This is a genomic window from Pseudofrankia coriaricola (assembly GCF_032027725.1).
Taxonomy (GTDB): domain Bacteria; phylum Actinomycetota; class Actinomycetes; order Frankiales; family Frankiaceae; genus Pseudofrankia.
The window spans coordinates 197,173-220,575 of record NZ_JASNFO010000021.1; the positions used below are offsets into that span (position 1 = coordinate 197,173).

Sequence of the window (23,403 nt, forward strand, 5' to 3'; positions counted from 1 at the left end):
TGCCTTGCGGCGCCTCTGGACATCCCCTGATCAAGGTAGACCGTCAGCCGCGGGCGAGCCGGCGGCCCTGGCGAAAGAAGTCGACGGCGTCGGCGACCGAGTGGACCTTGTCCCAGGTGAGGTAGGCCCCGAAGGATGCGTTCCAGAACCCGTCCGGAGAGGTCGGCGGTGGCGCCGGCGGGCCGACGTAGAGGTAGGGCTGCGCGATGTATTCGTCGCCCGGTGAGGCGCCGTAGTTGATGTCAGCGGCGCGGATGGCGACGTCGGCGTGCTCGGGCCACAGCGTGACACCGCTCGGCTCGTCGCCGGGGATCTCGGCCCGCCACCGGCGCAGCGCCGCGTCACCGAGTGCGTACCAGTCGGCAAGCAGGCGGGCCGCGTCCACGTCGACAGCCAGCGGCGCATCCGGGTCGCAGGACGTGTTCAGGTGGTAGACCTCGGCGGGGCCGCCGGGCGCGGGTAGCCCGGCGAGCGTCGCGGCGGCCGCCAACGTACGCAGCGGAGCCCGCGTCACCTCCACGCCGGACGCCCCGTCGCCCGGACCCACGCTGACCACCAGGTCCGTGCCGTCGACGGCGATGGTCCTGCGTTCGTCGCCGAACGGCGGTGTACCGAACCCGCCCGGAGTGACGGCCAGGCCGATACGGCCGGTGGCGCGGTGGCGCGCGGCGGCCAGCACGTGTTCGGCGACGGCGTGCAGGGCGGTGCGAGTGCGCACGAAGGTGTCGTCGACACCGGTGCTCTGGTTCACGAAGCCTCCCGGCCGGGTCCGCGCGAGGGTGCGGCTCCCAGCAGAGGACATGATGGCCCGGCTTCGGCGTCAGCTCGGCACAAGGGCGACCGGGCCCAGCCCGACCACCTGGCGGGGCCGTCCGGCGCCGCAGGGGCGGGGAGTGGTCTGGCAGGCATGGCCGGTCACCGGCCCCGGCAGATCTCCGGGGGCGGTGACCGGCCACCGCCGGCCCCCCGTGCCGCGACCCGAGGTTATCGGCCCGGCACGCTGCGGCAACGCCTCTCTGGGCAACACGGCGTCCTGGCTGTCCCGTCCCGTCCTGTTTCGCCGGCCGGGCTGGAAGAATCACCCCGACAGGCATTCCCTGTGCCGGTCTGGTGTACGCACGGCAACCGGCCGGCGAGCGCGAGACCACGCCCGCCGAGGGCACGCCGGTCGGACATGACGCGAAGGAGCGCGACCTGATGACGGAGCCGGGGATGGAGCCGGTGCCCGACCCAGCGTCGGTCTCGACCGAGGACGAACTGCGTGTCGCCATGCTCGGCCTGCTGGGCGACTCCTACGACCGTGCCGTGGAGCGACGGACCGGGCTGTCCAAGACGACGGTCAACGACCTGCGCAACGGGCGCAGACGGTTGACCGCCAAGACCCTCACCCTGATCGTGGAGGCCTACGACCCGCGCCGACGGGAGGCGTGGCTCTCGGCCTGGCGGCGGGTCCGCCCACGGCCCGCCCGATCCGACCGGCTCTCGGTCGCCGACGACGACGGCCCCGAAACCGACCTGGATCCCCGTCTCGAGGACTCCGGCTCCGATGCGGATGCGGACCTGGCAGCGCATGTGGACGCGGCTCTGAACATGGTCGCGGCCACGGAGGTGGGTACGAGCGCGGGCAGGCCCAGGGATTCGAGACGAATCCCCGCGCGAAGCGACCGCCTGGCCGCCGCCGTGACGGGCCGGGACGCGGCACGGCCAACGCGGCCGGAACGGTCGCGGACCGTTCCTGGGCGGATGGTCTCCCTGGCGGTCGGCACGGCGCTGGTGGCGAGCACCATCGCGACTCTGATCACCTTTTTCGCGGTACGCGGCGGCGAGGGACCGACCACGGGGCCGGGCGGCGGACCCGGAGGCCAGCCCCCGGGTGGGGCCGGACCGGTCGGCGGCCCGGGCCCGCCGCGCGCCGACATGAGCCCAACATCCGATGAAGCGGCGTCCGCGCCCCGGGGCTGCTATCTCCTGCCGTTGCAGACCCAGGCAGACGTCGTGGCTCAGCCTGGCGCCGAGGTCGCCGGTGTGCGTCTCACCGAGATGCGCCACACCTATTATCCGTCCTGGCATCCGTCGTTGGCTGTCGGTGGTCGGCTCAGCGGGCCGGTGCCGGACGGTTGGCGGCTGGTCCTGGCCGCCTGGGCCGACCCCGCCACGACCGACTCGACTGCCGCCCACAATCCGGGCAACGGCCGGTTCTATCCCGGCGACGAGTTGGTGCCGAGCGACCAGAACTGCTTCACGGTCCAGCCGTACAACCTGGGCTACGGCGGATACGGGGGAATCACGACCCGCGTCTACGTCATCCTTGTGGGCGCGGCGAAGGTCCTGCCCTTTCTCCGATCAGCCGGTCAGCTCGGCGGCCTCGGCGAAGCCGACCTCGCGCACTGGGACGTCCGCATGCTCGGCTACGCCGTCGTCCCGTCCCACCCCGAGTGACAGGCGGGGGCATGCGAATACACGTGGGGTGCGCGATGTGGACCCACAGGTCGTGGCAGGGGCGTTTCCTTGCCCATCCTCTGCCGGCGCACGAGCGCCTGCGGCACTATGCCAGCTGGTGTAACGCCGTCGAGGGGAACACGACGTTCTACGCGACGCCGAGCAGGGACACCGCCGAGTCCTGGGCACGCCAGACCGACCCCGGCTTCCGTTTCCTGCCCAAGCTGCCCAAGCTGATCACGCACGAGCGCTGCCTCACCGACGTCGATGAGCCGCTGCACGCCTTCCTGGACGCCGTCGAGCCGCTCGGCCCCCGGGCGCACACCCTCTGGATCCAGTTGCCGGGGGCGTTCGGGCCAGCAGATGTCTCCCTGCTCGCCCGCTTCCTCGGCCGGCTCACCACGTCCCACCGGTACGCCGTCGAGGTCCGCCACCCGGCCTTCTTCGACGACCCGCGCGCGGCGCGGCTTCTCGAGGAAGTGCTCGCGACCGTCGACGCCGAATGGATCCCCTTTGACACCACCACGTTCTTCGCGAGCCCTCCCGCCAGCGACGCCGAGCGGGACGCCTGGGCCAAGAAGCCCCGCGTGCCGTTCCGGCCGGTCGCGCTGACCGACCGGCCGATCGTCCGCTACCTTGGCCGCGACGATTCCGCGCGGACGGTCGAGGGCTGGCAACGGTGGGTCGACATCGTCGTCGAGTGGCTGCGTGAGGGCCGCTCACCGACCGTCTTCGTCCACACCCCGGACAACGCCGAGGCGCCGCTGCTCGCCCGCCGTTTCCATGAGGACGTCCGGGCCCGCGTGCCCGATCTCGACCCGCTGCCGCGGGAGCTCCTGCCGGCGGAGCCCCAGACGCTGTTCTGAAGGCCCGCCGTCACCATCCCGCCGCCACCCGCCGCCGCAACCGCCCGCCGCCGCGGTCGGCCGCGAGGGCGGGCGGCCGCGGCGGCGGTGGACGGCCGGCTGGTGCCGTGGACGCTAGCCGAGGACGGCGTCGAGATCGGCGCGGATCTCCTCCGGGGTCACCGGCGGCTCATAGCGGCGGATCACTTCTCCGTCGCGGCCGACGAGGAACTTCGTGAAGTTCCACTTGATCTCGTCGGTGCCGACCCGGTCCGGGAAGGTCTTCGCGATGAAGTCGTACAGGAATCCGGACTGCGGGCCGAAGTCGCCAGGCGCCTCGGAACGCAGGTAACCATAGAGCGGGGCGGTGTCCGGCCCGTTGACATCGACCTTGCTGAATACCGGGAATGTAACGTCGTACGACGCCTTGCAGAACTCCTGGATCTCGGCGTCCGTCCCCGGCTCCTGCTCCATGAACTGGTTGCAGGGAAAGCCGAGGATCTCCAGGCCACGGCCGTTCAGCTCGCGGTAGAGCGCCTCCAGGCCTTCGTACTGCGGCGTCAGGCCGCACTTGCTCGCGACGTTGACGATCAGCAGCGCCTGACCCGCGTAGTCACCGAGTGACCGCGAGCCGCCGTCAGCGGTCGCCACATTGAAGTCGTGCACACCCATGATCGGTCCAACTCTCCTGATGAATCATCCGAAGACTGACATACCTGACGTTACTGGCCGGTCCGTGATTCGTCGTCAAAGAAGTAGACAAGGACAGGTGACCAGCAACCGGCGAGGTCACCCACCTCCGCGCACCCACCTCCGCGCATCCGACGCGGCCGCCGGACGTGCGGCGGCGCGCGGCCGCGGCGCAGGTCGGCCTCGCGCCCGACGGGACCACCGGCTCCGCGCCTCGCCGCGCCCGAGCGCCGAACGTCGGCACCGGCGAGTACGCGGCCAGTGGGCCGGTGTCATCTGACGGGCTGACGGGCTGACGGGCTACCTCGCGGCCGCGAGCAGTTCGGTCCACAACGAGGGGTCCGCGTCGTAGGCGCTGTACAGCGTGATGCGCTGGTAGGTCTTGCCGACCTTCTCGACCAGCTTCGGTCCGACCTCCGCGGGCGTCCCGACGACGGAGAACTCGTCCAGCATCTCGTCGGTGATCAGGTCCGCCATCTCGTCCCAGCGGCCCTGCTTGGACAGGGTGTTGAGCTCGTCCTGCGCGTCACCCCAGCCATGCGCCTCCAGCACCGCCCGGTAGGAGGGCGTCGAACCGTAGAACGCGATGCGCTTCTTCGTGCCGAAGACGGCCGCGGCCATCTCCTCCTCCGTGCGCCCGACAGTGACGAACGACGGCCCGTTGACGACGAAGCCGTCGAGGTTGTCCTTGCCTGCCTTGGCCCGCCCGCGCAGCAACGCCGGGATGGTGACCTGCTCCAGATAACGGTTGGTCGTGAACGGGTGGACGAAGAACCCATCCGCGACCTCGCCCGCGACCTCGGTCATCAGCTCACCGACGCCCGCGAGGAAGAGCGGCGGCGGACCGTACTCGTGCGGCTCAGGGGTGAAGAACGGAGTCATCAGGGTGTGGGTGTAGAAGTCACCGCGGAAGTCCAGCTTCGCGCCCTCGTGCCAGGTCGCCCAGATCGCCCGGGTGGCCAGGATCAGCTCGCGCATCCGCGCGGCGGGCCGGGACCAGGGCATGGAGAACCGGCGCTCGATGTGCGGCTTGATCTGCGAGCCGAGGCCGAGGACGAAGCGGCCTCGGGAGTAGCCGGCCAGGTCGTAGCCGATGTTCGCGAGCGTCATCGGGGTCCGCGCGAAGCCGATCGCGATCGCCGTGCCGATGCTGATGGTCTCGGTCGCCATCGCGGCCTGCAGGCACTGCAGGAACGGGTCGTGCTTGGTCTCGGAGGCCCACGCCCCCGCATAGCCGGCACCCTCGATCTTCGCGGCCTCCGCCTGCGTCGCCCCGATGTCGTCGGACAGGCTCGCGTCGATCTTCATCCGGTCTCCTCTGCTGGCCGCGTGGCAGCGCCACTGCGCTGGGGCTACTGAGCTGACTACGGGGGCTGGCGCTCCGAGCCGACCTCGCCTGGACGCGCCGGACCCAGGGCGGGGTCAACCGGCCCGGCTGATGACCCTGGGACACGCTCCCGCCAGGCGGCCGGCTGGAGCAACCGTTCGGGTTCCTGGTGTGACGCCTTTGACGTCCGCGTGATGTCTCCGCCGTGGCGACCGGCACGGGACCTGGCCGCGCACCAGGTCTCGCTGGCGCGGCATGGGGGCGGGCGAGCGGATGCGGACCGAACGCGGCACTCCTACCGGGTCACGGCGAAGCGCGGGGTGTCGCTCTCGAACCGCCGGACATCCGCTACGTAGAGCAATCACTGGTTACTCTCTGCTTATGGTCCGGGTGTTAGCCGACCGCTTCGGGCCATTGGGGTGGCGTCAAGAGTCATCCGGCCCGGTACGAAGGGATGGCTCAGTGCCCCTGGGAAACTCCCCTCTGGGAACCGGACCCTGGAAACCGACCGAAGACCCGGCCGAAGCCACAAGCGAGGCCGTCGGCAGACCCACCTCCACCCAGCAGCACAAACCGCCAGCGTCCGCCGGCCGGCACCGCCGTCCCGCCCGCGGACCCTTCGGCCCGGCCCGACAGCGCCCGGCGCCGCGGCGGCCAGTCGGCCAGCCCGGCCAGGCGGCGTCCCCCGAACCGCCCGAGCACGGCGGACCACCGGGCCGGACCCGGCCAGGCCACCGCGCCGGACGCCGGCTCCGGGCCGGCCGGCGATGGTCCGCCGGCGGCCCACGCCGGCCGATCTTCCTGGTGGTCGCGCTACTGCTCGGCGCGCTGGTCGTTCCGGGCGCCACCGCCACCGCCTCCGCCGACGCGTCGACGCTGCCCCTCGCCGACGTCGACCCGAGCACCCTGCCGGGCGTCCTGCACACCACGGTCCAGCCGCCGGCCGCCGAGGGAATCAGCCAGTTCCCGGTCCTCACCACCGCTTCGCCGGCCAGCGAGCCACTCGCCACCGACGCACTGCGGCAGACCATGGTCCGGGTCGGCGAGGTCACTCCGCTCGCCGCGGCCACCACTGTCATCGAGGACACCGCGACCGGCACAGGGACAGGCAAGGTCAGCTACGGCGGTACCTGGACCCTCTGCGGCGGCTGCGCCCCCGACACTCCGAACCACTCGTTCCGTTACTCCTTGCAGGCCGGCGCGACCGCCAGCGTCCCGTTCAGCGGCACCCAGATCAAGATCTACGGTGTCAAGGAGCGCGCCGGCGGCATCGCCACCGTGCGGGTCGACAGCGGGCCGACGACCACCATCGACACCTACGCGCCCACCTCGAGCAGCGCGCTCATCTACGACTCCGGCACACTCGCGAACGGCGCCCACACCGCGGTCCTGACCAACCTCGGCCAGCGCAACGCCGCGTCGGCGGCGTTCGCCGTCATCTTCGACCGCGCCGAGGTCTTCACCGACACGACCCCGGGCGGCGGTGGCGGGACGGACCCGCCGCCCACCGGCACGCCCAACACCATCGAGGACACCTCGATCGGTACCGGCAACGGCCAGGTCACCTACAACGGGAACTGGGTCCAGTGCGGTGGCTGCCAGCCGACGACGCCGAACAAGTCGTTCCGCTACTCGCTCATGGCGGGCGCCACCACCACGATCCGCTGGACGGGCACCCGGATCGTGATCTACGGCGTGAAGGAGAAGGCAGGCGGCCTGCTGACCGTCCGCGTCGACGGCCGGACGCCGACCACCGTCGACACCTACGCGCCCAGCGCCAGCAGCGCGCTCATCTACGACTCCGGCCAGCTCACCTTCGGTGACCATGCCGCCGTCGTCACGAACATCGGCCAGCGCAACGCCGCGTCGGCGGCGTTCGCGGTCTCCTTCGACCGCGCCGAGACCTACACCAGCGGCGGCTCGGGCCCGCCGACCGGCAACCGCTCCGGCGAGCCGTGGCTGTCCGGCGCGAACGGCGACCCGCTGATCACCCCGACCGACGTGGACGCGTTCTGCGCGTTCCGCGGCAACCTGTGCGACGTGGCGCAGGTGTACGTCGCGCGTGACAGCTGGCAGTCGATCGTCGGGCAGTCGTTCATCTACGGGAACTTCGCCGGTTGGCCCGGCAAGCTCGTGATCAGCGTGCCGCCGTTCCCGGAGACGGGCGCGTCGCTGCAGACCTGCGCCACCGGCGCCTACGACGGCAACTGGCGCCAGTTCGGCCAGACGCTGAACGCGGCGGGGCGGCAGAACTCGATCGTCCGGCTGGCATGGGAGGCGAACGGCAACTGGTACCCGTGGTCGGGCACCGATGCGACCGCTTTCATCAACTGCTACCGCCACGTCGTGGACGCGATCCGTTCGACCGCGAACCCGGACCCGCAGTTCGACTGGACGATCAACTCGCACTTCTCGCAGAACCCGCCGAGCCACCACCCGCTCGACCTGTACCCGGGCGACCAGTGGGTGGACATCGTGTCGATCGACGCGTACGACCAGTACCCGCCGTCGTACACCCTGGACCAGTTCAACGCGCAGGCGAACGCGGAGGGCGGCATCACCTGGCTGTACAACTTCGCGCGGGCGCACGGGAAGCTGTTCGGCGTCCCCGAGTGGGGGGTCGCGTCCGGGTCCGGCGAGCACGGCGGCGGCGACAACGCCAACTACATCCAGTTCATGCGCGACTGGATGGTCGCCCGCGCCGGCAAGGGCATGTACTACGAGTCGTACTTCAACAACTGCGAGATGCAGAACCTCGGCTCGAACATCTACCGACCGACGGGGCCTCACTGCCTGTACCAGAACACGGCTGCGGCAGCTCGCTACGCGCAGCTGTGGTGAGGTGGCCGGCGGCCGCGAGGTAGCAGCGCGCGACCGTGAGCAGTGCGTCGGCGCGTCGCTGGGCCGGGACGCGGGCGTCAGCCGGACCGGCTGTCGCCCGCGCCGCCAGCCGCAGCGCGTCCAGCAGGGTCGTGGCGTCGTCGACCGGGACCGAGCCGGCGATCGTCACACAGCCGCCCGGGTGCGCCTCCGCGCACCCGGGCGGCACCGGTACCAGCGACAGCGAGCGGACGCGCCCGGCGGCGGCGGCGTCCCGCTCGACGCCGGCCGGGTCCGCGTCGCGCAGCCAGTGGGTGACGGCGGCGCGGACCTGGTCCGGCCCGGCCCGGCGCGCGAGAGCGGTCAGCTCCGTCTCCACCGGGCCGGCGACCGCGACCAGGCGCGGCGGACTGGTCAGCGGCGCCGTCAGGGCGAGCACATGATCGAGGCTCACCTCGCCTCGCCGGAACGCCTCCGCCAGCACCGGCAGACCGGCCAGGGCCCGCGCGGCGACGAGCAACGCGGCGGCCGCCGCGACGGTCAGCCGCGCTCGCCCGGCAATCCAGCCGGCGGGCGTCGGACGCCCGTCCTCTCCGCCGGGCCCGGCCTGGCCACCGTCCCCGTCGGGCCCAGCCGAGCAGCGGACCGCACAGGTGTCGGCCGCCCCGGCCGGCCCACTCGCTCCCGCGGTGCCCCGGAGGCCGGACCGGCCCCACACACCCGCCAGCTCCGCCGCCCCCACCGCCCGCACCAGCGCGGCCTGCGCGGCCGCGATGACCCCGCCGAGCTGGCTCAGCAGGTCGACGACGGCGCCGTCCGGGAGCGACGCGGGCTCGATCTCAGCCAGCGCATGGCGCAGCGCCTCCAGCACCGCCACCCCGTCACCGTCCATCCAGCCTCCCCCCGGAGCTGCGCGGCTGTCCGCCGCCTTCGAGGACAGCGCCGACCCGTGGCGGCCGCTGCCGGTCCCGGGGCATGACGCCGCTCCCGGGACCGGCCGCGACGCGGACATGCGGCGCGCCGGCCACAACCGCCGCCCCGCCACGTCGCCGGTGATCACGGCCGGCGGAGCCCTGGGCCATGCCGCCTCAGCCGCCACGCCTCGGTGGTGCTGCCGTCAGGGCCAGCCAACCGCCGCCCTCTTCGAACTCATGTTCGACCATACGCCCAGCTCAGAGCCCCTTCAACCAGCGGCGCCGCTCGGTGGGCCCTGCCTGTCGACGAGAAGCTCGACCAGGTGCTCCAGCTCCGCGGCCGGGTCTCCGGTCACCCCGGTGTGCACCGGGGAGGTCTGCACGATCGTGCTGCGCGGCGCGGTGAGCCAGCGGAACCGCTCACCGGGCGACAGCACGCCCGCCGCCCCCGCCGCGGGGCCGCCGACGCACACCCGATGCAGCGCGTCGAGGTGGATGCGCACGGCCGCGAGGTCGAGGTACGGGTCGAGCGCCGCGAGGCGCTCGCCGTCCAGCACGCAGCGCAGGTCGAGATAGCCGGCGCCCTGGCACCACAGCAGCACGCCGACGTTCATGCACTCGCCCCGCTCGACGCGGGGCACGACGCGCACCAGGGCGTACTCGAACAGCTCAGCCACACCGGTTCTCCCGCGTCCGCTGGCCGCGCGCCAGGCGCAGCCAGGCCGGCGGCCCCTCGCCGTGGCCGGCCTCCTCCCGCGAGGCCGCGATCCGCGCCGGCCGCGCCTTCACCATCGGCTCCAGCCACGGGCGTCGGCCACCGGCGCGCCCGGCGAGCCAGCCGACATACCGCTCCGGGTCGACGTCGAGCCAGTCCGCCGGCACCAGGGCAACGACGGATCGCACCAGCTCGGCGTCGACCCGCGGCGCGAGCTCGGCGTCCGCGGCGCGAAGCGCCCCGCCCGGGTCGGCGCCGAGCGCGGGCAGGAGCACGTGCTCCTCCCACCGGGGCAGTGCCCGCTCGTCGAGCGGAGCCGGAGCCGGGTCCGCGGGCGGCGACTGCGCCTCGGCCGGCCGGGCCGGCCAGCCGTGGTGCGGGTAGAGGGCGGCGCCGTGGTCGATCAGCCACAATCGCCCGCCCCAGACCAGCATGTTCGGGTTCCGCCAAGACCGGTCGACGTTGAGCGTCAGCGCGTCCAGCCACACCACCCGCGCGGCGAGTCCCGGATCCACCTCGAAGGCAAGCGGGTCGTAGGTGATCGAGCCGGGAAGGTAGTCCATCCCCAGATTGGCGCCCGCGCTGGCCTTGAGCAGGTCCTGGATCTCCTGGTCGGGCTCGACGCGTCCAAGCCGAGGATCCACGTCGATGACGACAAGCTCCGGCACGGGCAGCCCAAGCGCCCTGGCGAGCTCGCCGACGACCACCTCGGCGACCAGCGACCGCGGCCCCTGCCCCGCCCCCCGGAACTTGACCACCCAGGTCCCCAGGTCGTCGCCCTCCATCAGTCCCGGCAGACTGCCGCCCTCCCGCAACGGCGTGGCATACCGAGTCGCCCGCACCAGCCGGAGCACCGCGACCTCCCGCCCTCCCCGGGCACCACTCCGGTGCCGCCGCGCAGGAAACCTAGTCGCGCTCCGGGAACGGCCCGCACAGGGGCGTCAGGTCGAGGAAAGTCCCGCGGCGGTCAGCAGCGCGGCCATGTCAAGAATCGCGACCCGCCGGTACCCGGTCTCGATGACCTTGTCTCGGCGCAGCACCCGCAACGCCTTGTGAACGGTGGGGTCGTGCGCGCCGACCAGAGCGGCCAGCTCCTGCTGGGCGAGCGGCACTCCCAGCGCCCGCCCGCCCTGCGACCGGTCGATTCCGTAGGCCCTGTCCAGCTCCACCAGCACCCGCGCCACTCGCACGGCCACCGGGCAGCCGGCGAACTCGACGCGCCGCCGGATGCTGAACCGCGTCTTCGCCACGATGCTCCGACTGATCGCGGCGGCGGCGACTGGATCTCTGGCCAGGTATCCGGCGAACTCCTCTTTCCTGATCACCTTTGCCAGCGCACTCCCGACGGCGGTGACCGTCGCCGACCGCGGCTGGGAGTCCAGCCCCGCGAACTCGCCGATGACGTCACCGCCGTGCCGCACGGCCAGCAGTGCCACACCCCCGGTCTCCGTCAGCGCCGTCACCTTGGTCCACCCGCGCAACAGCACCGCCACGAACGTCGTCCGATCCCCCTCCCGCACGATCGGCATACCGCTCGCGAATTCTCGAAACCCTCCCAGCTCCAGCAGCTCCGTCCGCGACCGGTCCGGCAGCCGCCCCAACAACGTCTGTTCCGGCCACCGGGCGCGCCGTAGCCACTCGCCGCGTCCCGCCTCGTTGTCCGGCGGCTCTCCCGAACCCGGCCTGACCATGGCGCCCCCGCATCCATGCCGATCCCGACGTGACCAAGAAGTCATCAACAGGATCCAGCGATCTGACCGAGCTCGGCAAGCCACCGCCGGGGAGACACACCACTCATCCCCGCCTCCGCGATCCCGCCAGCGCCCCTCACCGCAAACGCGACCATCCCCAGACCCATCGAAAACGGCGCGTTACCCCTACCGGAACCCCTATGTCCCAGCCCGATCCGCCAGCACCAACACTCACGACGGCATTGCGACCACCACCAAAGGCAACGAGAAGAGGCCGGTCACGAAGCAGCACCCACCGGGCGCCCCCGCAGAGGCCGACAATCCCAAAGCCCGCATCAAACCACGAATCCGCAGCCCAGGACGCCAAGCCACCGACCAGGTGAGACCCCACGTCGCCCCAGCACCTACCACCGAACAGCGATACCGACCGCAATCGCGCCGACTACCGACCAGGGCACACCCCTAGCGGCGCGTCACACAGAAAAGAAGACCATCCCCCAGAGCCGATGCCCCCACAGCCGCCAGCCCACCTGACACCCAAACGCAACAGCCAACATCTCGCAGAAAGAGACCATCACCCAAAAGTGCCACCGCGGCTGACCGCCACCCCCGGCAACCCAGCGCAACAGCCACCACATCACAAAAAGGAGACCATCACCAATGGCGACACCGCCACAGGCGGCAAGCCCAGCGGGCGCGTCGGACGCCCCAGGCCCCATCCCAGGGATTCCAGCAGACACAGCGGCAAAGGGGAAGCAACCCAAAGGGCAGGAAACACGACTCCCCAGCTCGGCAACGCCGCCACAGGCGGCAAGTCCGGCGGGGGTGTCGGGGGCCGCAGGCCCCCGACCCGGGGGTTCCAGGGGGTCGCCCCCCTGGGCAGACATAGCGGCAAACGGGAAGCCGCCCAAAGGGCGGCGAACACGACTCCCCAGCTCGGGTGAGTGACGGGATTCGAACCCGCGACCCCCGGGACCACAACCCGGTGCTCTGCCAACTGAGCTACACCCACCATGCCGGGCCGGGGGCGCGACCTGCTTGCCATGATCTCTTGCCGTGATCTGGCCTATGGGACGTGCCCCTTACCGGGCTTCGCCATCCTACCGGTCGGACTGGCGGCTGCGACAACAAGGTTTTGGGTCGGCCTACCTGTCATCGCGCCAGCTACACAGGGTAGCCGGCCGGGCCGTCACCGCGGATCAGCGGCGGCGCCGACGGTCCGGGGGCCGGGTGGGGAGGTGGGCCGGGCCGCGGTTGCCCCTGGGACGCTGACGTCCCCGCAGCCGGCTGATGCCCAGAATGCGTTCCTGGATGATCCGCTCTTGCCTTGAGCATCGGCGATCCACGACCCCGAAGGTAGCGTTCCGTGGAGCAATCGGTGTCCATCGTCACACGGTGTTTACCAAAGTCCCGGCGCGTCATGGGCGACGCGGGCGGCTCCATCACTCTCATTGCTCATCTGAGAATTAGCCCGTCGGGGCTCTGGCAAACTCCACCCGATCATGCGTAGCGGCCGCGCGACGCGCCGACCGCCGGCGCCACCCACCCGGCGGCGACCGAGCCAAGCACCGCTCACGGCAGCCCGCGGCGCGGGAAGGTTGACGCGGCGGCCGCGGTTACACTGGCCGCTAGTTGCACATGCAACCAAGGAGGTTGGTCTCATGCCCGCCGTAACCGCCGACACCGTCACCCTTCCGCGGCTGGCCGAGCCCGGCCTCGGCGACACCCCCCGCCCGGTCAGGAAGGTCACCACGGCTCCGCTCGGCTACGAGGGCGAGGGCTTCCCGGTACGGCGCGCCTTCGCCGGCGTGAGCAAGGCGGACCTCGACCCGTTCGTACACATGGACCAGATGGGCGAGGTGGAGTACGCCCCAGGCGAGCCCAAGGGCACGCCATGGCACCCGCACCGCGGCTTCGAGACGGTCACCTACATGATCGACGGCACCTTCCAGCACCAGGACTCGCACGGCGGCGGCGGCCTGATCACTGACGGCGCCACCCAGTGGATGACGGCCGGCTCCGGCATTCTGCACATCGAGACACCACCGGCGGCGCTCGTCGAGAGCGGCGGCCTGTTCCACGGCATCCAGCTGTGGGTCAACCTGCCGGCCAAGGACAAGCTCTCCCCGCCCCGGTACCAGAACCTCGAGGGCCAGCAGGTCTCGCTGGTCGCGTCCGCCGACGGCGGCGCGCTGCTGCGCATCATCGCCGGCGAGGTCGGCGAGCACCGCGGCCCCGGCTCGACGCACACCCCGATCACGCTGGTCCACGTCACGGTCAGCCCCGGTGCCCAGGTGGATCTCCCGTGGAACCCCGAGTTCAACGCGCTCGCCTACGTCCTCGCCGGGGCCGGCACGGTCGGTCCCGCGGCCACGGCGGTCGAGACTGGTCAGCTCGCGGTGCTGGGCGCCGGCGACCGGGTGGTGCTGGCCGCGTCCGAGCGGCAGGAGTCGCGCTCTCCGAACCTGGAGGTGCTGCTGCTCGGCGGCCGACCCATCCGCGAGCCGGTGGCGCAGTACGGCCCGTTCGTGATGAACACCCGCCAAGAGCTTCAGCAGGCGATCGATGACTTCCAGGCCGGGCGCCTCGGGGTGATCCCGGCCAACGCGCTGATGCCCCACCGGGTCTGACGCTGCCGCGGCCCCATCCTCAGAGCGGAGGACAACCGGAGCAGCGGCGTCCACGCCGCGCCAGAGGGCGGTGTTCAGGGGAACCGGGCTCTCTGGAGCGGCGGCATCGCGGGACGCCGCCGCTCTGGACGATCTCCGCTCCGGTCAGACGTTGGGGGCGGGCTGCGTCGTGTCGGTGATCTCAGCCGTGGCCGGATCCAGGGATGGCTGGTCCGCGGCGCCGCTGCCCGATGACGCGGGCTGGGCCGCGGCGTCGGTCTCGGCGCGGATCTCGACGGAAGCCGCCCGTGCCTCGTCGGTCGTCGGGCCGGGCTGCGGGACGAAGACGGTCCGGCGGTAGTACCGCAGTTCTTCGATGCTCTCGCGGATGTCCGCTAGGGCGCGGTGACCGCCGTGCTTGACCGGGGCGGCGTAGTAGGCGCGCGGGTACCAGCGGCGGGCCAGTTCCTTCACCGACGAGACGTCGATCATGCGGTAGTGCAGGTAGCCGTCCAGTTCAGGCATGTAACGCGCCAGGAAGGAGCGGTCCGTGGCGATCGAGTTGCCGCATAGCGGGGCGCGGCGGTTCTCCGGGACGAGTGAGCGCACATAGGCGAGGATCTGCCGCTCGGCCTCGGCGACGCTCAGCGTGGACGCGCGAACTGCGGCGGTCAGGCCGGAGGTCTCGTGCATGTCCTTGACAACGGGCACCATCGCGTCGAGGGCCGCCTCGGGAGCCGCGATCACCAGGTCCGTCCCGTCACCCACGACGTTGAGCTCGCCGTCGGTCACCAGGCAGGCGACCTCAAGCAGCACGTCGGAGGCCGGGTCGAGGCCTGTCATCTCGCAGTCGATCCAAACTAGGCGGTCCATCCATCTGACATTAGGGTTTCCCGGTCGCAGCGTCACGCCCGCCCTTGGGCGAACCGGGCGTCCGATGGCCCGGATGGGTCAGTTCTGGACGCGGAAGCTGACGGACCGCGAGCTGATCCGGGTGTTGACCGGCGTCGCCGTCAACGTGTACTGCCCGTCGGGCACTGCCGTCGTCTGCCAGCCCACCGGATGGGGCGCGAACAGGTACGGGGGGCTCAGCGCGAGCCACGGGGTGGGGTAGCCGGACAGCGTGTAGTTGACCACGCCAATGTCACCCACAGTGAGCAAGGTGATCTGGACGTCGCCCTTCAGAGTCTGGCCGTCCTCGACTCCCTGGAAGCCGACGATCGGCGAGGTGGCGCCGAGAGTGGCGGGGGCCGTGAAGGTGGGCGTCGCGGAGGCCTTCGGCGCGAGCGTCCCGCCATCCGTGGGGCTGGCTGGGTCTGGCGTGGTGTCGGCGACATCAGCTGACACGCGGTCGTCGGCCTTCGCCTCGGTCTGCCGGTGGTAGTCGACGATCAGCAACGGCATGAGCACAAGTGCGGCTATGAAGAGCATCAGGCCGAGATAGCCACGCCTGACCGCGTCCACCGCACCCGCACCTTTCCGCCCGCACCCGCCGGCTCGCCCGAGATGACCCCTTGGGGGTGTCACTGTAGCCGCAGGCATCTCCCGCCCTGGCGCGGTGGCACGACCGGGTATGGCACGAGCGTCCCGGCCCACGCCGCCCGACGGCCGCGGCCGCGGAACGGGCGGACGGTGACTGCCCCGCGCTAGCGAGAATGCAGGACGCAGTCCTCACACAGCGCGCTCCGGGAGGGAGCACGACGGGTGCGGTCGCCGTCGGCACCGGGAACGAGACGGTAGATGAGGCAGCAGCTGCGGCGGCCGAACCGGGCCGGGGCAACCCGCGCGCCGGTGCCGCGCAGCGGGCCGTCGCCCGCGCACAGCGCGTCGACGACGCCCCAGGCGGGCGCGGCCAGGGCCGGCGCGGCCAGGCCGATCATCTTGGCGGCGCCCGCGACACCGGACGCCACATTCCCCCAGAGGATCTTCGATGACACCGGGTGGTGACGCTCGATCGCCGAGACGATCGGCGCGACCACCGGGAGCAGCACCCCGTCCACGAATCCCCGGCCGAGCCGGCCCGGCGATCCCGTGCCGGCGGCGGCCTCGCCCGTCGGCACCGGCGGCCCGCCGAGCGCGAGGGGGAACGGCCCGCCGAGCCTGTCCCGCCAGTAGAGCAGCCGTGGGCTGAGCTCTGGCGAACGGCCAGTGGCGACGGTCAGCGCGAGCGCGGGGGCGACCAGCCGCGCGCACACCCCGAGTTGCGCGACGGAGACCGCCACCCGCTCGTCGACCGCGTCGGCCGCGAGCCCGCTCCCGGCGGCGAGCGCCGCCCGCACCGCGCCTGCCCGACGCGCGAACGCACCGGTGAGTGGGTCGGAAAGGTCGGCGACCGCCGCCCAGCCGGCCGGCGGCCCGGCGGCCCGGCTGATGCCGTCAGCGCGGGGAGGGGCCAGGACTTCCAGCTCGAAGTACGGCCCGAACCGGGCGCGGAGCTCCGACGGGGCGAGTTCCCCGTAGCCGCCACCCGCCGTGCCCAGCACGCGCCCATGCTAGGCCGAGTCCCGCTCAGCGACTCGGGCCTGCCTGCTGTGCCGCACCAGCGGGGCGACCACGCGGGACTGCCCGGCTGCCGGCCGGTCCTTCTCCGCGCCGGGAGTCCCGCCCCGATGTCAGGAGTTCAGGTGTCAGGAGTTCAGGTGTCAGGAGCTCGGGCTGCCGGTGATCGGCGGGGAGAGGATCTCCAGGCGGGAGCGGACCTCGGTGAGCACCTCGGCCCACGCGTCGCGCAGGTCGTCGGAGCCGTCTGGGCACAGGTCGTCGACGGCGAGCATCACGACGCAGCCGCCGCCGGCCGCCGGCAGGATCTCCCAGGTGATGATGACCGTGGCGTCCTCGCCGTCGGGACGGGGCGCGCCGAGCGTGTACGTCAGCCGGTAGGGAGCCGCGGCCCGCAGCACGGTGCCGTAGACGGCCATGCCGGCGGCGACCAGCCGGACCGGGGAGCCGGGCCGCCAGTCGGAGATCAGCTGGCGGTCCGCCAGCATCGCGCCCGGCGCCTCGATGCCCGGCTCGGCGTCGCCGGCGAGCACCCACCATGCCTCTTCCGGCACCGCCGTGACGGACGTGGACAGGAAGCTCGTCCGGAACGGCTCACGCATGGTTCTCATCCCCTCGGTCGCTGCGCGCAACGATGCGCACGACGACCATGCTGCCGGCCCGAGAACCTCGCGAAGCCGCGCTGTCAGGCCGCGGACGTGTAACGGCGGGGACAGCGCCGACACCCGTCCGCTACCGGTCAGCCAGCCGTCGGCCACCTCCGTGTCACCGACGGTCTACCCACCTCGCCGTCAGGCATCGCTGGCGCCGGCGTCGTCGGTGGCGTTCTTGTCGGTCACGCCGGCGCTGTCAAAGGTGGCGACCTCGGCGAGAACACGGGCAGCGGCCTGGAGGACACCCACCGCGAGTACTCCGCCCGAGCCCTCGCCGAGCCGCATGCCGAGGTCGAGCAGCGGGACGAGGCCGAGGGCGGCGAGCGCGGCCGAGGCGCCCGGCTCGACCGACCGATGCCCCGCGAACATCGCCGCGCGCGCGTCCGGCATGAGCGCCGCCGCGACCAGCGCCGACGAACAGGCGATCACCCCGTCGAGCAGCACCGGCACGCGAGCGGCGGCGGCCGCGAGCACGAAGCCGACCGTCGCCGCATGCTCCAGGCCCCCGACCGACGCGAGCACTCCGAGCGGGTCGTCCGCGCCGACGCCGTCGCCCGCCGCCCGCGCGACCGCGCGGCGCACGACCTCGACCTTGCGCGCCAGGGTGGCGTCGTCGACACCGGTGCCACGGCCGGTCACCTCCGCGGCGTCCACGCCCAGCAACGCGGCGACCAGGGCCGCCGAGGGGGTCGTGTTCGCGATGCCCATGTCACCGGTGACGAGCAGGTCGTGGCCGGCGCGGAGCAGGCCGTCGGCCACCGCCGCGCCGGCGGCGATGGCGGCCAGCGCCTCATCCCTGGTCATCGCGGCCTCGACGGTGATGTCGCCGGTGCCGGCGCGCACCCGGCGGCGGTCCAGCCCCGGCGCCGCGCCGACGACCGACGAGGCCTCGACCGACATGCCCACGTCCACCACCGCCACCGCGGCGCCGGCCTGCCGGGCGAGCGCGTTGACGACCGCCCCGCCGGCCAGGAAGTTCGCGACCATCTGGCCGGTGACCTCCCGCGGCCACGGCGAGACGCCCTGAGCGTGCACGCCGTGGTCGCCGACGAACACCGCGACCGCCGGCGATGCCGGCACCGGCGCGGGCACCCGGCCCGCGAGGGCGGCGAGCCGGACCGACACGTCCTCCAGCTGGCCGAGCGAGCCGCGCGGCTTGGTCAGCCGGTCCTGGTGCTCGCGGGCGGCCCGCGCGACGGCCGGATCCACCGGCCGGATGCTCGAGGTGAGGCGATCGAGGGTGGACATGTCCGACGGTTCAGGGCTCATGGATGGCTCTCCTCTCGGTCCGGGGCGGACGTTACAGAACGTCATCGGCCCCCGGAGCCCGAACGTGACAGACATCGGCCCGCGGGCGGGTCACAACAGCCCGCCCCAGACGACCACGGCGGTGAGGGCCAGCAGGGTGACGGTGGTGGTGATCTCGATGACGGCGCCGAACACGTCGCCGGTGATGCCGTCGAGCCTGCGGACCACGTGCCAGGTGACCAGCCGCCCGGCGGCGAGACCGACGAGAACGGCGAACGGCAGCCACAGCGCCGCCACGAGGCTCGTCGCGGTGAGCGCGAGCAGGAGCCATCCGAGGACGAGCGTCACGGCGATCGCGACCGCCCTGACGGTGGTGGACGCGGTCCCGGCGACGACGGCGCCGAAACCGCCGGGGCGGGCCGGCGGCACCGCCGGACGGGCGGCGTCGAGCGCGGCCAGCCGACCCGCCACGACGACCACGACGAGCAGCACCAGCCCCTGGGCCCGGCTCGCGCCGCCCAGCAGGGTGGACACCGCGGCGACCTGCAGCAGCACCGCGCCGACGGCCGCCGCCACCCCAAAGGGACCGATGTCGGACTGGCGCATGATCACCAGGGCTTCCGCCGCCGGCCTGCGGCTGCCCAGCCCGTCGGCGACGTCGGCCAGGCCATCCAGGTGCATGCCACGGGTGAGCAGCGCCAGGACGCCGATCCACACCACCGCGCCGAGGAAGGCCGCGCCGCCGCCGTGGCCACGCCAGAAGACCAGCGACAGCGCCCAGGCGACGAAGCCGAGCAGCGCGCCGAGCAGCGGCAGCCAACGCAGCGCCCAGGCGCCGAGCCCCGGCTCGGTCGCGTCGTCGGCCGACCGGCTCGCCGGCAGCGGCAGGACGGTGAACATCCCCACGGCCATCGGCAACGCCCGCAGCGCCGCGGGATCGAGCGCCGCTGACCGGCGTCGGCTGTGCGCCGGCGTCTCGGCTCGCCGCGCCCGCAGCGCGGTCATCCCACCAGCCGCCCGGTCGCGCACCCAGCCGACGCTCTGGCCGACGCCCTGCGTCACACCGTGGCCCACCCTGCGGCCGAAGGCCCCCGCGCCCGGCGGGGGCTGCGTAGGTCCTGGCACGGGCCGGGTCGACGTGGTCCGCGGCTCACCGCCGGCCCCGGCCCTCGGCTCGGTGGGCGCGCCGGCGCGGCGCGGGTCTGGCACGCCGCGCCGTCCGCGGCGCGGTCGGCGTGGCTCTCTCCCGTAGGGCTCGCTGTTCGCCAGCAGGTCGTCCATCCCGACGTCCTGGACGCCGCCTGGCGTGGCCTGGCGGCCATAGGAGGGGTCGGGTGGCGCGTCGCCGGGCCGCCCTGGGCGGCGCCGGTCGTAGGGACCGCCGACGTTTCCCGGCCGCGGCGGCGCGTGCCCGGCCTGGGGCCGCCCGGAAGCTCCGGGCTGCGCGGGGCCGGCCGCCGCGTCCGGAGCCCCAGGGAAGGGCGCCGGGGTCTCGTCGGCGTAGCCGTGCCCTGCGTAGCCGGGATCGGTGTAGCTGGGGTCGGCGTAGTCGGGATCCGCGTAGTCGGGATCGGCATAGTTGGGATCGGCGTAGCCGCGTCCTGCGTAGCCGGAGGTGTCGTAGCCCTGCTCGGCGTAGCCGGGATCGTCGTAGTCACGTTCGCCGAAACCGCCATCGCCGTGGCGGCCTTCGCCGCTGGCACCGCCGCCCGGTGTCGTCATGGCCGGATCCTCCTTTGTCGCCCGTTTCTTCGACGGTTGTCGACGTTCAAAGGGTTCCCGCGTACTCACGCAGGCTCCGCGCCAGGTATCGCTCTGATCATCCTGCCTCATCCACGGTAGGTACCCAAGACCGACACTCCCGAAGAAGGGGGTGAAGTCAGCGGATGCGCTGCCCGATGCCGGCCGTGCAGAGCCAGACCTCGTCGGCCACGGCGGCCAGCCGGGCGTTGAGCCGGCCCAGCTCGTCGCGGAACCGGCGGCCGGCGGCCGTCGGTGGCACGACCCCCGAGCCGACCTCGTTGGTCACGGCGACGACGTGCCCCTCGGTCGCCGTCCAGGCCTCCACCAGGGCATCCACCGCCCGCGCGAGCGCCGCGTCGGCGGTGCGGCGGGCCCGCGCGCCGGTCGCCGTCGCGTCCCCGTAGACGTCCGTGTCCTCGTCCAGGACCCAGATCCCAGCGGCATCCATGGCCGCCGTGAGCCAGGTACCGACGCAGTCGAACAGGACGGCGGGCACTTCGCCGGCCGCCGCGGCCTCGTCTGGTAAGGCGCCAGTCCGCCCGAGTGTGACCGAGGGCACGCCCGGTGGCCTGGCCGGCGACCCGCTCCCCGGGCCTCCGGACGATGTGCCGGCCGAGACCTCCTGACCGGCTGACGAGGCGGCGGGCGTGGGCCGGCCGGCGGACATGAGGACCGCGGCGGCGTCCGCGGTCTCGACCGTCGACCAGCCTGCCGGTCGCCTGCGGCGGTGCTGGGCGACCCGCGCCGACCATTCGGTGTCGTCCGGCGACGGGGCCCCGCCGGTCGCCAGGTAGACGGCTCGCTCGCGGCCGGCGAGCATCCGCTCGGCCAGCTCCGACTTTCCCGACCGGGCGCCGCCAGTGACCAGGACCCGCCGCCCAGCCGCCGGCGGCGCGAGCACCGTGACGCCGGCCAGCTGGTCGCGCACCATCGGCGCCAGCGGAATGGTGAGGATCACCCGCGAGGGCAGCGCGGCGACGGTGCCCGCGGGCAGCGGCCCGGAGGCCGGGCAGTGCAGCAGCACGCCGCGGCTCGTCTCCACCAGCAGCACGACCTCGCCGCCGCCCGCCGGGAGCATCCGCACGCCCGGCGGCGCCGTCTCCGGGTGGTCGAGCACCACCTCGGCGGGGAGGCTCGGGTCCAACCGGTCCGGACCGTGACCGGTGGGCAGCACTCGCGCCCCGGCGAGGGAGACCCCGGCGAACGCGGCCCTGGTGGCTACTCCGGCGCCGCAGTCGAGGAGCAGCCGGCCGCACCGCGGGTCGTCCACCAGGACGCCCACCGGGCCTCGCGGCCCGCCGGCACCGTCCTCCCCGTCCCGGTCGGCCGGGACGGCGGCGCGGCCGTCGGCCAGCACGACGATGGCCATCAGCCTCGCCACCGGCGGCCGACCAGGGGCGACGTACCCGGCGAGGGAGCCTCGCCGTTCGGGAGGAGCCCGCCTATGGCCGAAGGGATCCCGCCGGTAACCGGGCCCGTCTCACCCGTGACCGAGACGGGGCGGCCTTCCGGCCGGAAGCTCAGAACGCGTCGCGTGACACTCACGGCTGTCCAGGATGCCGGCTGCCTGGGGTACCGCGCGGCCTCGGGCCCGGGCCCGAGCCGCGAGCGCGGCCGAGGCGATGGCCGTGGTCGCCGCCGCCATCGTGGTCGTCGCCGCGTTTGCGGCGTTCGCCGCGGTGACGGACACGACATCCGCCGCTGCCGCCGCTGCCGCCGACGAGGCGGACACCGCCGCGGCCGACGCCGCGGAGGCGGCGCCCGAGGCGACGACCGCCGCGATCCTGGCGGTCGCCACGACTGCCGCGGCGGATCCCACGACGGCCGCCGCCGTCACGACCGACAGCGCCGTGGTCGCCGTCGACACGGCCGTCCTGGTCGCTCCCGCCGCCCGCCGCGCCCGGGCCACGTTCACCGCACCACCTCCAGCCCGGCGCGGTCCCGTCGCCGACGGTCCCGCTCTCATCGCCTTCCGCATCGTGGCACGCTCGGCCGCCGGGCGACACCCCACGCGACCTACCGCCCACACCGCCAGAAACATCGAGAAACGACGGAACGGCAGCGATCAATGAGTAAACCCGGCAGCGACGTCCCTCACCGGTCTTGGTCTGGAGGACTGGGTTCGCGGCGAGGCGGTCCGCGCCTCGCCGCGAACCCGCCCGATTCGATATCGAAGAGGCCGTGACGGACGGCGTACATCACGGCCTCCATGCGGGAGTGCAGCTGGAGTTTGTCCAGGATGTTACGCACGTGATTCTTCACGGTGTTCTCACTGATGAAGAGCTTGCGAGCGATCTCCCGGTTCGCCCTGCCCTCGGCGACGAGCTTGAGCACTTCCAGCTCACGCGCGGTCAGGTGGGGCGTGTGCAGGCGCGGTCGGTCCTCGGTGCCGCGCGCAATGCTCGCGAACTCGGCCATGAGCTTGGAGGCCATCGACGGGCTGATGAGGCTCTGCCCGTGGTGTACCGCGCGGACGGCGTCGGCGACCTCGTGCGGCGGGATCGACTTGAGCAGGTAACCGACGGCGCCGGCCTTGATCGCCTCGAAGAGGTCGTTCTCCTCGTCGGAGACGGTCAGCATCACGATCTTCACGCCAGGGACGGCCCGCTTGACCGCGCCCGTCGCCGCGATCCCGTCCCGCAGCGGCATCCGGACGTCCATGAGCACGATGTCCGGCGTCGTGCCAGTGGCCAGGGAAACCGCTTCCTGCCCATCGCCGGCGCGGCCGACGACACTGATGTCGTCCTCTATCTCCAGAACGGTCTGCAGGCCCTGTAGGAACAGCTCATGGTCGTCCACCACGAGGACCCGGATCGGAGTCGTGTCCCGGATCGGGTCGGTCGCGGCAGCGGCCGACGGCGGAACGACACTGGCCGTCATCACACACCCGGAAATCTATGAACGGATCGTTCGGAAGTAACTAATAGGACTACCGGCGAATAGCGGTTCAGGTACCCGCCCACTCTACGTGATGAGGCACGTACTAGCGGTCGCATCGAGCCTCGCGCCGCGCGGCGCCGGGAGACCGAAGGCCGATCCCTGACGAGGCCCGACGAACCCGACATGCCCGAATGATACCCCCGTCAAGGTTCATTTTTGGCGCAAGAGTGAACAGATGGGACGCGCATCAAATTGCCGGCGACGAGGCCGCGACGAGGCCTCGTCGCCGCCGCGCGGCGGCCAAGCACAACCCCCGGCCACCCGGGAACC

20 protein-coding genes, 1 tRNA gene and 1 pseudogene are annotated in these 23,403 nt (G+C 72.7%); 5 read left to right on the forward strand and 17 right to left on the reverse strand.

Features of this window, described 5'->3' with window-relative positions; translation table 11 throughout:
- Window positions 1-43: 43 nt before the first annotated feature.
- Window positions 44-751: a hypothetical protein gene (locus QOZ89_RS13250; RefSeq protein WP_241842088.1), complete on the reverse strand. Its 708-nt coding sequence runs from the start codon at window positions 749-751 to the stop codon at window positions 44-46.
- 446 nt (window positions 752-1,197) lie between these two features.
- On the opposite strand from QOZ89_RS13250, the gene QOZ89_RS13255 reads away from it, so the two are divergent.
- Together QOZ89_RS13255 and QOZ89_RS13260 are read left to right on the forward strand one after the other, a co-directional pair.
- Window positions 1,198-2,439 carry a helix-turn-helix domain-containing protein gene (locus QOZ89_RS13255; RefSeq protein WP_312623906.1) on the forward strand — a complete coding sequence of 414 codons (1,242 nt, stop codon included), beginning with the start codon at window positions 1,198-1,200 and terminating at the stop codon, window positions 2,437-2,439.
- Window positions 2,440-2,450: 11 nt separating this feature from the next.
- The gene (locus tag QOZ89_RS13260; RefSeq protein ID WP_312623907.1) at window positions 2,451-3,305 is read left to right on the forward strand and encodes a DUF72 domain-containing protein; all 855 of its coding nucleotides are present in this window, start codon (window positions 2,451-2,453) and stop codon (window positions 3,303-3,305) included.
- A gap of 114 nt (window positions 3,306-3,419) precedes the next feature.
- On the opposite strand, the gene QOZ89_RS13265 is transcribed toward QOZ89_RS13260, so the two are convergent.
- Both QOZ89_RS13265 and QOZ89_RS13270 read right to left on the reverse strand, forming a co-directional pair.
- A complete protein-coding gene (locus QOZ89_RS13265) occupies window positions 3,420-3,956 on the reverse strand; it encodes a glutathione peroxidase (protein ID WP_071051700.1) in 537 nt (178 codons plus the stop codon).
- A 318-nt stretch (window positions 3,957-4,274) separates the two neighbouring features.
- Complete coding sequence (locus tag QOZ89_RS13270; protein WP_071051699.1) at window positions 4,275-5,282, reverse strand: LLM class F420-dependent oxidoreductase; 1,008 nt, start codon at window positions 5,280-5,282, stop codon at window positions 4,275-4,277.
- Between the two features lie 823 nt (window positions 5,283-6,105).
- On the opposite strand from QOZ89_RS13270, the gene QOZ89_RS13275 reads away from it, so the two are divergent.
- Entirely contained in the window at window positions 6,106-8,142 is a 2,037-nt protein-coding gene (locus QOZ89_RS13275; RefSeq protein ID WP_083419394.1) for a glycoside hydrolase family 26 protein, read from the forward strand.
- On the opposite strand, the gene QOZ89_RS13280 is transcribed toward QOZ89_RS13275, so the two are convergent.
- From QOZ89_RS13280 to QOZ89_RS13300, 5 genes are all read right to left on the reverse strand, one after another.
- Window positions 8,033-9,013 (reverse strand): DUF222 domain-containing protein, encoded by a 981-nt coding sequence (locus QOZ89_RS13280; protein WP_071051698.1) that lies wholly within the window; start codon window positions 9,011-9,013, stop codon window positions 8,033-8,035. The genes QOZ89_RS13275 and QOZ89_RS13280 overlap by 110 nt on opposite strands.
- A gap of 291 nt (window positions 9,014-9,304) precedes the next feature.
- Window positions 9,305-9,712, reverse strand: coding sequence for a DUF3037 domain-containing protein (locus tag QOZ89_RS13285; RefSeq protein ID WP_071051697.1), 408 nt, complete (start codon window positions 9,710-9,712; stop codon window positions 9,305-9,307).
- Entirely contained in the window at window positions 9,705-10,604 is a 900-nt protein-coding gene (locus QOZ89_RS13290; protein WP_312623910.1) for a HipA family kinase, read from the reverse strand. Before QOZ89_RS13290 ends, QOZ89_RS13285 begins: the two co-directional genes overlap by 8 nt.
- An 87-nt stretch (window positions 10,605-10,691) precedes the next feature.
- A complete protein-coding gene (locus tag QOZ89_RS13295) occupies window positions 10,692-11,441 on the reverse strand; it encodes a Crp/Fnr family transcriptional regulator (protein WP_071051695.1) in 750 nt (249 codons plus the stop codon).
- Between the two features lie 939 nt (window positions 11,442-12,380).
- Window positions 12,381-12,453: transfer RNA gene (locus QOZ89_RS13300), tRNA-His, on the reverse strand.
- Between the two features lie 649 nt (window positions 12,454-13,102).
- On the opposite strand from QOZ89_RS13300, the gene QOZ89_RS13305 reads away from it, so the two are divergent.
- Window positions 13,103-14,071 (forward strand): pirin family protein, encoded by a 969-nt coding sequence (locus QOZ89_RS13305; protein WP_071051694.1) that lies wholly within the window; start codon window positions 13,103-13,105, stop codon window positions 14,069-14,071.
- 144 nt (window positions 14,072-14,215) lie between these two features.
- Here QOZ89_RS13305 and orn read toward each other — a convergent pair whose 3' ends face one another.
- From orn to QOZ89_RS13340, 8 genes and pseudogenes are all read right to left on the reverse strand, one after another.
- Window positions 14,216-14,923, reverse strand: a complete 708-nt coding sequence (gene orn / locus QOZ89_RS13310) for an oligoribonuclease (RefSeq protein ID WP_071051693.1) — start codon at window positions 14,921-14,923, stop codon at window positions 14,216-14,218.
- A gap of 78 nt (window positions 14,924-15,001) precedes the next feature.
- On the reverse strand, window positions 15,002-15,514 hold the full coding sequence (locus QOZ89_RS13315; RefSeq protein ID WP_071051692.1) for a hypothetical protein: 513 nt from the start codon (window positions 15,512-15,514) through the stop codon (window positions 15,002-15,004).
- A 182-nt stretch (window positions 15,515-15,696) separates the two neighbouring features.
- A complete protein-coding gene (locus QOZ89_RS13320) occupies window positions 15,697-16,533 on the reverse strand; it encodes a ferric iron reductase (protein WP_083419393.1) in 837 nt (278 codons plus the stop codon).
- A gap of 159 nt (window positions 16,534-16,692) precedes the next feature.
- Window positions 16,693-17,151 carry an SRPBCC family protein gene (locus QOZ89_RS13325; RefSeq protein ID WP_071051691.1) on the reverse strand — a complete coding sequence of 153 codons (459 nt, stop codon included), beginning with the start codon at window positions 17,149-17,151 and terminating at the stop codon, window positions 16,693-16,695.
- A gap of 189 nt (window positions 17,152-17,340) precedes the next feature.
- The gene (cobT, locus tag QOZ89_RS13330) at window positions 17,341-18,471 is read right to left on the reverse strand and encodes a nicotinate-nucleotide--dimethylbenzimidazole phosphoribosyltransferase (protein ID WP_083419392.1); all 1,131 of its coding nucleotides are present in this window, start codon (window positions 18,469-18,471) and stop codon (window positions 17,341-17,343) included.
- 90 nt (window positions 18,472-18,561) lie between these two features.
- Complete coding sequence (locus QOZ89_RS47315; RefSeq protein ID WP_397428745.1) at window positions 18,562-19,455, reverse strand: adenosylcobinamide-GDP ribazoletransferase; 894 nt, start codon at window positions 19,453-19,455, stop codon at window positions 18,562-18,564.
- A 145-nt stretch (window positions 19,456-19,600) separates the two neighbouring features.
- Window positions 19,601-20,005: pseudogene (locus QOZ89_RS47320) on the reverse strand (hypothetical protein); the annotation flags it as partial.
- Between the two features lie 324 nt (window positions 20,006-20,329).
- Window positions 20,330-21,562 carry a bifunctional adenosylcobinamide kinase/adenosylcobinamide-phosphate guanylyltransferase gene (locus QOZ89_RS13340; protein ID WP_241842087.1) on the reverse strand — a complete coding sequence of 411 codons (1,233 nt, stop codon included), beginning with the start codon at window positions 21,560-21,562 and terminating at the stop codon, window positions 20,330-20,332.
- A 187-nt stretch (window positions 21,563-21,749) separates the two neighbouring features.
- Between QOZ89_RS13340 and QOZ89_RS13345 the strand changes: the two genes are divergently transcribed.
- Window positions 21,750-22,265, forward strand: a complete 516-nt coding sequence (locus QOZ89_RS13345) for a hypothetical protein (protein WP_157910583.1) — start codon at window positions 21,750-21,752, stop codon at window positions 22,263-22,265.
- Window positions 22,266-22,287: 22 nt separating this feature from the next.
- On the opposite strand, the gene QOZ89_RS13350 is transcribed toward QOZ89_RS13345, so the two are convergent.
- On the reverse strand, window positions 22,288-23,073 hold the full coding sequence (locus tag QOZ89_RS13350) for a response regulator (RefSeq protein ID WP_491723652.1): 786 nt from the start codon (window positions 23,071-23,073) through the stop codon (window positions 22,288-22,290).
- Window positions 23,074-23,403 lie beyond the last annotated feature (330 nt).

Coding starts and splice junctions, on each gene's coding strand:
- QOZ89_RS13255 (WP_312623906.1), top strand. CDS start 1,198: ATGACGGAGCCGGGGATGGAGCCGGTGCCCGACCCAGCGTCGGTCTCG.
- QOZ89_RS13340 (WP_241842087.1), bottom strand. CDS start 21,562: ATGGCCATCGTCGTGCTGGCCGACGGCCGCGCCGCCGTCCCGGCCGAC.
- QOZ89_RS13305 (WP_071051694.1), top strand. CDS start 13,103: ATGCCCGCCGTAACCGCCGACACCGTCACCCTTCCGCGGCTGGCCGAG.
- QOZ89_RS13325 (WP_071051691.1), bottom strand. CDS start 17,151: ATGCGTGAGCCGTTCCGGACGAGCTTCCTGTCCACGTCCGTCACGGCG.
- QOZ89_RS13295 (WP_071051695.1), bottom strand. CDS start 11,441: ATGGTCAGGCCGGGTTCGGGAGAGCCGCCGGACAACGAGGCGGGACGC.
- QOZ89_RS13345 (WP_157910583.1), top strand. CDS start 21,750: ATGCCGGCTGCCTGGGGTACCGCGCGGCCTCGGGCCCGGGCCCGAGCC.
- QOZ89_RS47315 (WP_397428745.1), bottom strand. CDS start 19,455: ATGACCGCGCTGCGGGCGCGGCGAGCCGAGACGCCGGCGCACAGCCGA.
- cobT (WP_083419392.1), bottom strand. CDS start 18,471: ATGAGCCCTGAACCGTCGGACATGTCCACCCTCGATCGCCTCACCTCG.
- QOZ89_RS13265 (WP_071051700.1), bottom strand. CDS start 3,956: ATGGGTGTGCACGACTTCAATGTGGCGACCGCTGACGGCGGCTCGCGG.
- orn (WP_071051693.1), bottom strand. CDS start 14,923: ATGGACCGCCTAGTTTGGATCGACTGCGAGATGACAGGCCTCGACCCG.
- QOZ89_RS13280 (WP_071051698.1), bottom strand. CDS start 9,013: ATGGACGGTGACGGGGTGGCGGTGCTGGAGGCGCTGCGCCATGCGCTG.
- QOZ89_RS13350 (WP_491723652.1), bottom strand. CDS start 23,073: ATGACGGCCAGTGTCGTTCCGCCGTCGGCCGCTGCCGCGACCGACCCG.
- QOZ89_RS13260 (WP_312623907.1), top strand. CDS start 2,451: ATGCGAATACACGTGGGGTGCGCGATGTGGACCCACAGGTCGTGGCAG.
- QOZ89_RS13270 (WP_071051699.1), bottom strand. CDS start 5,282: ATGAAGATCGACGCGAGCCTGTCCGACGACATCGGGGCGACGCAGGCG.